This window comes from Armatimonas sp., from assembly GCF_043760365.1.
Lineage (GTDB): Bacteria > Armatimonadota > Armatimonadia > Armatimonadales > Armatimonadaceae > Armatimonas.
This window is the reverse complement of the sequence record NZ_JAYUPA010000865.1, coordinates 1-8,784: the sequence shown is the minus strand read 5'-3', so window position 1 is coordinate 8,784 and position 8,784 is coordinate 1. Positions and strand designations below refer to the sequence as shown.

The 8,784-nt window shown below is 60.2% G+C and carries 9 protein-coding genes; 7 read left to right on the top strand and 2 right to left on the bottom strand.

Going from position 1 to position 8,784, the window contains the following annotated elements:
* From ACH2EH_RS21505 to ACH2EH_RS21495, 3 genes are all read left to right on the top strand, one after another.
* On the top strand, positions 1–425 hold a 425-nt coding region (locus tag ACH2EH_RS21505), incomplete at its 5' end, for a TonB family protein (protein WP_395144956.1).
* Between the two features lie 59 nt (positions 426–484).
* Positions 485–1,747 carry a PmoA family protein gene (locus ACH2EH_RS21500; RefSeq protein WP_395144954.1) on the top strand — a complete coding sequence of 421 codons (1,263 nt, stop codon included), beginning with the start codon at positions 485–487 and terminating at the stop codon, positions 1,745–1,747.
* A complete protein-coding gene (locus ACH2EH_RS21495) occupies positions 1,744–3,051 on the top strand; it encodes an MFS transporter (RefSeq protein ID WP_395144952.1) in 1,308 nt (435 codons plus the stop codon). Before ACH2EH_RS21500 ends, ACH2EH_RS21495 begins: the two co-directional genes overlap by 4 nt.
* Before the next feature lie 61 nt (positions 3,052–3,112).
* Here the strand turns inward: ACH2EH_RS21495 and ACH2EH_RS21490 are convergent, their stop codons facing one another.
* Together ACH2EH_RS21490 and ACH2EH_RS21485 are read right to left on the bottom strand one after the other, a co-directional pair.
* Positions 3,113–4,141, bottom strand: a complete 1,029-nt coding sequence (locus tag ACH2EH_RS21490; RefSeq protein ID WP_395144951.1) for an aldo/keto reductase — start codon at positions 4,139–4,141, stop codon at positions 3,113–3,115.
* Between the two features lie 13 nt (positions 4,142–4,154).
* Positions 4,155–4,808, bottom strand: a complete 654-nt coding sequence (locus ACH2EH_RS21485) for a hypothetical protein (RefSeq protein ID WP_395144949.1) — start codon at positions 4,806–4,808, stop codon at positions 4,155–4,157.
* A gap of 57 nt (positions 4,809–4,865) precedes the next feature.
* On the opposite strand from ACH2EH_RS21485, the gene ACH2EH_RS21480 reads away from it, so the two are divergent.
* From ACH2EH_RS21480 to ACH2EH_RS21465, 4 genes are all read left to right on the top strand, one after another.
* Positions 4,866–5,093, top strand: a complete 228-nt coding sequence (locus ACH2EH_RS21480; protein ID WP_395144958.1) for a DUF2281 domain-containing protein — start codon at positions 4,866–4,868, stop codon at positions 5,091–5,093.
* Positions 5,090–5,473 carry a type II toxin-antitoxin system VapC family toxin gene (locus tag ACH2EH_RS21475; RefSeq protein WP_395144948.1) on the top strand — a complete coding sequence of 128 codons (384 nt, stop codon included), beginning with the start codon at positions 5,090–5,092 and terminating at the stop codon, positions 5,471–5,473. Before ACH2EH_RS21480 ends, ACH2EH_RS21475 begins: the two co-directional genes overlap by 4 nt.
* A gap of 8 nt (positions 5,474–5,481) precedes the next feature.
* Positions 5,482–7,062, top strand: coding sequence for a hypothetical protein (locus tag ACH2EH_RS21470; RefSeq protein WP_395144946.1), 1,581 nt, complete (start codon positions 5,482–5,484; stop codon positions 7,060–7,062).
* A 133-nt stretch (positions 7,063–7,195) separates the two neighbouring features.
* On the top strand, positions 7,196–8,784 hold a 1,589-nt coding region (locus ACH2EH_RS21465), incomplete at its 3' end, for a DUF1549 domain-containing protein (protein WP_395144944.1).

The following is an 8,784-nucleotide window of genomic DNA, read 5'->3' as shown; positions in this document are numbered from 1 at the left end:
AGGCAGGCCGCGCAGGTGGGAGCGGGAGTGGTGGCTCTGCCGCGCAGGCATCGGACGGGGGAACGGCCAGGGTAGATACCAAGCAGCCCCCTAACACGACAGCGGTTGTCAATCAGGGAGCTATTGTTGCCTCGTCCTCAAGTGCCCCAACCAAGCGTAATGAGGATGCGGAGCGCACCTCTGACCCTGATCCTGAGCTGACACCGGACATGAAAAAAGGGCAGCTCAATGTCAATCTGCGCGTGCGTGTCACAGTGGATCCGGATGGCAGCCATAGCGAGGAGCTTATCCAGGGGAGTGGGGATCGCGACGTTGACCAGCTCATCTTGAAAACCATGCGGCGCTGGAAGTGGCGCCCCGCTCTGCGTGACGGTGAGAAGGCAAAGCAGACCCTCACCTTCCGGTATAAGATCAATATCAACTAACAAGAGGCGAGGATCAGGTTGGGGGAGGAATTTTTCCTCTCCCTGTCGAAAACCGGTTCATGCCGAAACCTGATTTCCTCCGCCGCAGTGCCGTCGCTGGAGCCGCCGTTGCGGGCGTCGCGCTGGCCGCAGGTGCTGCCGATGCCCAAAAAATCGCCGATGCCCAGAGCATCCCCATTCGTGTCACTGCCGAGAAAGCGGATAGCGCACTCGCGCCGCTCTCCCTAGTGCTACCCCAGAGCGAGCTCACGAAGCGGCGTGTGGTGCCCCGTGGAGCCGCCCCGCTCTCGTTTCAGAGCGAGGCCGCTGGAGTGGGCAAGGTAAAGCTGACATTTCTCGCCCCGGCACTCAAGAAAGGCGAGTCCAAGCTCTTTGTTCTTGTTCCTGGTAAACCTGGTGCCGTTGAGGTGAAGGAGGTCGGAAAGAACGCCGAGATCAAGATCGCCGGGCAGCTCTTCACGCGCTACGACACCACCACAGGCCCCAATAAACCCTATCTCTATCCGATCCAGGCGTTTGGTGGTAAGCACCTCACGCGCCGCTGGCCGCTGGAGGATGTTGGGCACGAGGAAAAAGACCATCCCCATCATCGGGGGCTCTGGTTTACCCATGGCGAGATGAATGGGGTTGACTTCTGGACGGAGGTCGAAAAGAAAGGCCACCCGGTCGGCAAGACAGTGAACACGGGCTACAGTATTTTGGAGAGCGGCGCGGTCTACGGGCGGCTAGGTACCACTACCGACTGGATCACCCACGAGAATAAGACCATTGCCAAAGACACTCGTGAGATCATCGTGACACCCCTCGCGGAGGGAAATGTCTTACTGGATTTCTCCATCACAGTCACCGCTGTCGGTGGGCCGCTGCACTGGGGTGACACCAAAGAGGGCACTTTCGCCCTGCGCGTCCCGGAGATCATGAAGGCTGAAAAAGAGGGCAAGGGCACTTTAGAAAGTGCCGAGGGGCTGAAGAACGCGGCGGTCTGGGGCAAGCCCTCGCCGTGGCACGACTACTGGGGGCCAATCGAAACCGGCGGCGAGACGTTCGGAATCGCGATCTTTGACTCACCCGCCAACCTGCGCTACCCGACCACTTGGCACTCGCGCACCTACGGCCTCTATGCCACTAATCCCTTCGGCCTCCACGACTTTGACTCCACCAAGAAAACCGACCGCCACGCGGGGGATCTTATGACGCCCGAGGGGGAGTATGTCACGTTTCGCTACCGCGTTCTTTTCCACAAAGGCGACACCCGCGCCGCCAAGATCGCTGAGAGTTTCAATGCCTGGGCCACGCCCCCGAAAGTTGAGCTTGCCAAATGAGCACTACCAACGAAGACAAGAACCTGCGCTGGTTTCAGGGCGTCCCCAAGCAAGCCTGGATCGTCTTAACAGTCTGTGCGCTGGGCTGGCTCTTCGACACGATGGATCAGAATATCTTCAATCTGGTGCGGCAGCCCTCAATGGTGGAGCTGGTTGGGGCGGAGCGTGCCAAGGAAGTCGGGGGGATGATCACCTCGGTGTTCCTGATTGGCTGGGCTGTGGGCGGTTTTCTCTTTGGGATGATTGGCGATAAGCTCGGACGCACGCGCACGATGACGGTGACCATTTTGATCTACGCCGTCTTCACGGGGCTGACCGGGCTCACGAACGATCCGTTCTGGTACGGTGTCTGCCGCTTCTTCACCGCGCTGGGGGTCGGCGGCGAGTTCGCCGCGGGTGCGGCGCTGGTGGCCGAGGTCTTCCCGCAGCGCTCGCGCGCAATGGCACTGGGCGTGCTTCAGGCGCTCTCCGCTGTCGGGAATATGCTGGCCGCGCTCATCACGCTCTCACTGGCGAGTGTCGAAAATAGCTGGCGGTACGCCTACTTTATCGGCGCGTTTCCCGCCGTGCTCGTCTTCTTCATCCGCCGCCTGGCGCACGAGCCGGAGCAGTGGGCCGAAGCGAAGCTAAAGGCGGCGCGCGAGGGGACATCGGTGGGAAGCATTCCCGCGCTCTTTACCGATCCCGTTCTGCGCCGCAACACCATCGCCGGGACACTGCTCGCCATTGCGGGAGTCGGGGGGCTCTGGGGCGTGGGCTTCTGGATGCCCGACCTCATCGGCGAGGTGTTCAAGCCGCTGGGCCTCTCCAAGCCGGACATGGCTCGCACGCGCAGCTACATCTTTTTAGTGCAGCAAGTGGGCGCTCTGTTAGGGATGCTGGGCTACGCCGTGCTCGCCGAGCGCATGGGCCGCAAGCCCGCGCTCTGGATCTCCATTACCGCTGCGTTCTTAAGCGTCCAGGGGACGTTCTACTTCGTCCACGATCACACCACGGCCTATATCTGGGCGTTTCTGCTGGGTCTGTGCGCACTCTCGCCGTTTGCGGCCTACGCGGTCTACTTCCCCGAGCTCTTCCCGACGCGCCTGCGTGCCACGGGCGTGGGCTTTTGCTACAACTGCGCCCGCATTGTCGCCGCGATTGCCCCGATTGCGCTGGGAAGCCTCGCGAAGATATTTGACAATCCTGCGGTTCCCGCATCGGGTCTGCGTGTGGCGGCGAGTATTGTCGCCTTTATCTATGTCTTTGGGATCGCCGGAATTTTGATGGCCCCCGAGACGCGTGGCAAGCCGCTGCCGGAGTAGGCTTCCGAAAGCCCCCTTGCCTTGAGGTGAGGGGGTTGGGGAAGAGGTAATTGGGAAGAGACTACGTCGGGAACGGATTCCGGTCAAAGCCGTCCTGGTGCCAGTAGGGATAGGTCTTGGTCTTGTTGCTCGCCGCATCGAGCCGGGCGACTTGCTCGGTCGTGAGGTTCCAGCCGACCGCGCCAAGGTTCTGCCTGAGCTGCTCCTCGTTGCGCGCCCCGACAACGAGCGTGGCGACCGTGGGGCGCTGGAGAAGCCAGTTCAGCGCGATCTGAGGAACCGTCTTGCCGGTTTCTTCGGCGAGGGCATCGAGAACATCCATCACACCGTAGAGATAGTCATCGTCTACGGGCGGCCCGCTGTCCACGACCACTTTGGACTGGAGGCGGCTCTTCTCCGGGAGCGGCTGGCCGCGCCGAATCTTGCCCGTGAGGCGGCCCCAGCCTAAGGGGCTCCAGACCACAGCACCCACTTTCTGATCTAAACCAAGCGGCATCAGCTCCCACTCGTAGTCGCGGCCAATGAGCGAGTAGTACGCCTGGTGCGCGACGTAGCGCGGTAGGCCGTACTTCTCCGCCGCCGCCAGCGATTTCATCAAGTGCCAGCCCGAGAAGTTCGAGCAGCCGACATAACGTATCTTTCCGGCTCGCACAAATTCGTCGAGCGTCTGAAGCGTCTCCTCAACAGGTGTGAAGGCATCGAAGCTGTGCAGCTGGAATAGGTCAATGTAGTCTGTGCCTAAACGCCGCAGGCTCTTGTGAATCGTCTCCGTGAGGTGAAAGCGCGACGAGCCGGTCTCGTTAGGGCCGGGGCCGGTGCGAAAGCCGCCCTTGGTGGAGATCAGAACTTTATCGCGGCGGCCCTTGATCGCCTGCCCCAGAATCTCCTCCGCCTTGCCGCCCGAGTAGACATCGGCAGAGTCGAACATCGTCAGACCCGCATCAAGGCAGACATCCACGAGGCGCGTCGCCTCGGCCACATCACTCGCTCCCCAGGCCTCAAAGAACGCACCACTCCCACCAAACGTCCCCGTGCCAAAGCTCAAGACGGGCACCTTAAGGCCCGAAGCACCTAAAAATCGGTATTCCATGCCTCTGATATGCTCAGACCTGCCTTTCTGTTCCCATCGTGCTACAAAACCATCCCCGCACACGTCGCACAAGGCTCAGCCTTCTGCGTCGTTGTCGCATTTGTTGGGCTATACGAAATGTTCGAATCATGCCCTGCACCCGTGCGGGATCGGCGTATTCCCAGTGTGACAAGCCATGAAGCGCGGCATCCTGACAGGCGAGATGCGGAAGTGCGAGCGTGCGCTCCAGGGTCGTGAGAACAGCCTCATTGAGCTCACGGCGGGCTGTATGGAAGAGCGGAAAGATGTCCCACCACATGTAGCAGACATGGCCGAGCTCGCCTTTTATCTTGTTCTGGCTCACTTCAGGACAGCGAACCGCAAAGATTTCTTTGTAGACCCGGTAGATGCTCTTGAGGCAAGCACGGCACTCCGAACGCGGCAGGCTCTTATCCCACAAAATAGTGAGCGGAGAGTCGCCTTCCCAGATGAGCGCGTGAAGTCCCTTACCCACTTGGTTGTCGGAGTAAGGGGCAAGCAACATGCCAGCGTTCTGGAAGAGCCGCGTTGCGTAGGTGAGGGTGTCGCGGGGCGCGAGCTCGGGGAACTCGCCCTCTCGTATCCAGTCCCAGTCTTCCGGGTGGTCGAACCAGGCACGAACCCAGTCGTCGAACGACATCGTCTGCATGAGTCATGCTATCATCTTGCCATCCAAAGAGGGGCAACGTATACTGAACCGATTGTGATGACTACATTGGAACATCTTGAAGCGGAGGCCCGTGAGCTCTCTCCAGACGAACAACTAGAGCTAATCAAGCGCTTGCTGAATAGCTTGCCCCGCAATACTTTTGCGCCGAACCCGAAAGCGCCTTCACTTCGACCCTATGCGCTGGCAAAAGGCACTTTTATCGTCCCTCTCAGCTTCGATGATCCCTTACCTGATGACCTTCTGGATGCGTTTGAGGGACGATGAAGCTCCTGCTAGATACTCACATTTTTCTTTGGTTTATCAATGGCGATCCAAGGCTGTCTTCGACTACACTAGCAGCGCTCCGCAATGTATCAAACGAGGTTTATCTTAGCTCTGTCTCTTGCTGGGAGATTACCGTTAAGTACCAGTTAGGCAAGCTTCCCTTACCAGATTCACCCGATATTTTTCTTTCGAACCAGCGGCGACTGCATAATTTTTATGCTTTGCCTTTGGAAGAAGACTGTATTGGTTATCTCTTGCAACTTCCTACAATCCATCGTGATCCTTTTGATCGAATGCTTATCAGTCAGGCCCTCTATCACGGCTTAACCTTGGTTTCTGAGGATGCCATTATGCATTCTTACCCGGTGCCGATTCTCTAGTTTCTGTTATGAACCAGCCACCTCTACCACCACTGCCGCCGTTTAAGCTCTCCAATCCCACCGTCCTCACTCTGCGGGGGGACGCGCGCTGGGATCGGGAGTTCTCGTTTGTTTGGGGAGACTTGAAGCTCGCGTCGGAGAAGGCTGGCTACGCGTTGAAAGAGAAGACGCTTCAGGCCGAAGGTCGAGTTGTTGCACAGCTGGGCACCGAGCGGATTGAGGGGAAGAACCTCAAGATCACGGGGCTTGATCTGGCGAAAAAATCGCTGGATAAAGAGGGCTTTAGCTTCTTCTTCTCTGAGGCGAAACTCTTCTCACCGGTGATTCATCTAGCGGCAGACGAGCTACGCTTCTCTAGTGAGACGGGGGCTGAGGCGCGGCGGTTGCTCTTTGTGCCGGGGCCGGAGCCTCGTGGGGAGATCGAAATCTCGGCGGATCGTGTGCGCTCCCAGCCCGGAAGTGGGCGGCTGTTTCTTGAGAACGCGACCGTGCGGCTGCTGCGAAACCGGCTGATCACGTTGCCCAAGCTTGCCCTGACACCCCGCTACGACAAACAACGTCAAGGGCAGAGCCTGGATCTGCCAATTCTCTACAGAACTTCGCGTGTTTCGGGTGTGGCAGCGGGTGTGCGTCTGCCTTTTGCACCCGTTGGAGGGGCGCAGGGGATATTCCTTGTCGAGTCTACAACCAAACAGAGCTGGAATATGCTAGTCACAGCTCGTCGTGAGCTACTTGGGAAGCCAAAAGTGCTGGAGCCGGAAGTGCCCTCACTTTTCACGGGCCTGCGCAACTCCACCCAAAAAGAGCGCAGCTTCGAGGAGCGTGTACGGCCTTTTATCGTCGCCCGTCCCCCTGCCGCCGCCGATCTCTCGGTGCGCCGCTACGCCGCCAGCCTAAGCTCCCCCGCGACACTCGACCCACTTCCTCGGCAGAGTACCCCGAGCCTCACTCTCGATACTGCTGTGGAGTCTAACCGGGAGTTCGTGCGTCGCAGTGGCTTCTTACTGCGTTCGCGCTTGCCCGAGGCGTTGCTGACCGGACGGGTACCCGGACAACGTGGCGAGGGCGGCTGGCTGGCGACTCTGGGCGGTGGGCCGGCACAGGAGAAGCGACTGGATGGCTCGGGGAAGCAGGTCAATGCCGATCGTCTGGTGGCCTCACTGGGCTGGGAAGCGCCCCGGTTTCGGCTAGGCAGGCAAGGGCAGGCAAATGTCTTTTTCGGGCAGACGGAGCAGCGTTACCCACATGCCCATTACAGCATTTCGGAGCTAAGGCTCTCGACGGACTACGGCTTCTCGCTCCAGACGGGCCTCTCGGGTGGGTTGGCGCTTCGCCGCGCAAAGGGGCAATCTCCCTTTCTCTTTGATACCCTGGAGGCAGTCAACGAGGCGCAGCTTCGCGGACAGACCCAGGTGGGAAGCCTGACGATTGCACTTTTAGGCCGCTGGGACATTCAAAGCCATCAGCTCTTCGACTCCGAGGTGGCACTAGGCTGGCGCGGGAAAACCATCGAGCCACGGCTCACGTGGCGCAGGCAAAACCAGCAGCTCGGCTTCACGATCAACCTCCCCGCGCTCACTGGGTTTTAACCCTGCGCGGAGTTTCAGTTTTCCTGATTCGAGGTAAAATTGCCTATGAACACCTTGCCACCACCCGAAACTCCGCGCTCTACGCTCGGAGCAACAAGGAGATTCTGGCCACGTCGCTGAAATAGAGCGTGCAATGACAATGACCGCACGCATCGAGGCGTTTCTGGCACTGGGCCTACTGCTCTTTCTCGCACCTCACGTACGCGCCCAGCTCTTCGAGGCGAAAGTCCGACCGCTGCTGCTCAAGCGCTGCACGCCCTGCCACGGGGCGGAGAAGCAGCAAGGCAACCTGCGCCTGGATAGCAAAACGGGCTGGCAGGCGAGCGGAGTGATCGTCCCGGGCAAGCCCGAAAAAAGCCGCCTGATCGAGCGCATTAAGAGCAAAACCGCACCGATGCCGCCCACCGGTCTGCTTCCCGCGAGCGAGCAAGCCGCACTGGAGACGTGGGTTAGGCTCGGTGCCCCCGACCCGCGAGCCGTGCCTAAGGTAACCACGGCCAGCCCCGCGCTAGGGCCAAAGCTACGGAGCCGTAATTTTGTTATTAGCGAAGCGGATCGAAAGTGGTGGGCATTCCAGCCAGTCAAGCCCCCTGCCGCGCCGACGAGCATTGATACATTGCTCCAGGCGAAACTTACGCCCAAGGGACTGGCGCTCAGCCCTCCTGCCACGCCGCGCGAGCAAGTGCGGCGGCTCTACTTCGATCTCTGGGGACTGTCACCAAGCCCCGAGGAAGTCGCAGCGTTCGAGCGCACCCCAACCGATGCGGCGTGGGCACAGCTTACCGAGAAGTTACTCGCTTCCCCCCACTACGGAGAGCGCTGGGGACGGCACTGGCTGGATATCGTGCGCTACGGCGAGACCAACGGCTACGAGCGCGACAGCGACAAGCCCCACGCCTGGCGCTACCGGGACTACGTGATCCAGAGCTTTAACGACGACAAGCCCTACGATAGATTTATCAAAGAGCAGCTCGCGGGCGATGAGCTTGAAGGGAGCGGCGACGCGGGCATTATCGCCACGGGCTTCTTTCGCTTGCATGTCTGGGACGATGAACCCGACAGCACGCTGGTGGCGGAGTTCGACGATCTGGACGACGTGATGGTGACGACCGGCGCTGCGTTTCTCGGACTCACCATTGGCTGTGCGCGCTGCCACGACCACAAGTACGATCCCGTAAGCCAGCGCGACTACTACACGCTGCTCAGTTTTCTGCGCGGCGTGGATCCCTACGGCCAGCACAAGACCGGCGGCGGCGGGCGGGGCACGGGCAAGATCACGCGGCCTCTCGCCAATCCGGCAGAACAAGCGCTAGCGGTCAGCGAGAACGGTTCCAAAGCCAAGCCAACCTTTATTCTCGCTCGGGGTGAGGTCGGCTCCCCGCGCGACGAAGTCACGCCCGCTTTTCCTGAAGTGCTCGGGCTGCCTGCCCCCACGCTTCCCACGCTCCCCGACAACGCGCCCACCACGGGTCGCCGGATACTCCTCGCCAACTGGATTGCAAGTGATAAGAACCCCCTCACGGCGCGGGTGATTGCCAATCGGCTCTGGCAGCACCACTTTGGGAGGGGTGTCGTCCCCACACCCGATGACTTCGGCCAGACCGGCCTGCGGCCAAGTAATTTGCCCCTGCTAGACTACCTCGCCTCGGAGCTCGTCAGCGGCGGCTGGAAGCTCAAGCGCCTGCACAAACTGATCGTCACCAGTCGCGCTTACCGGATGTC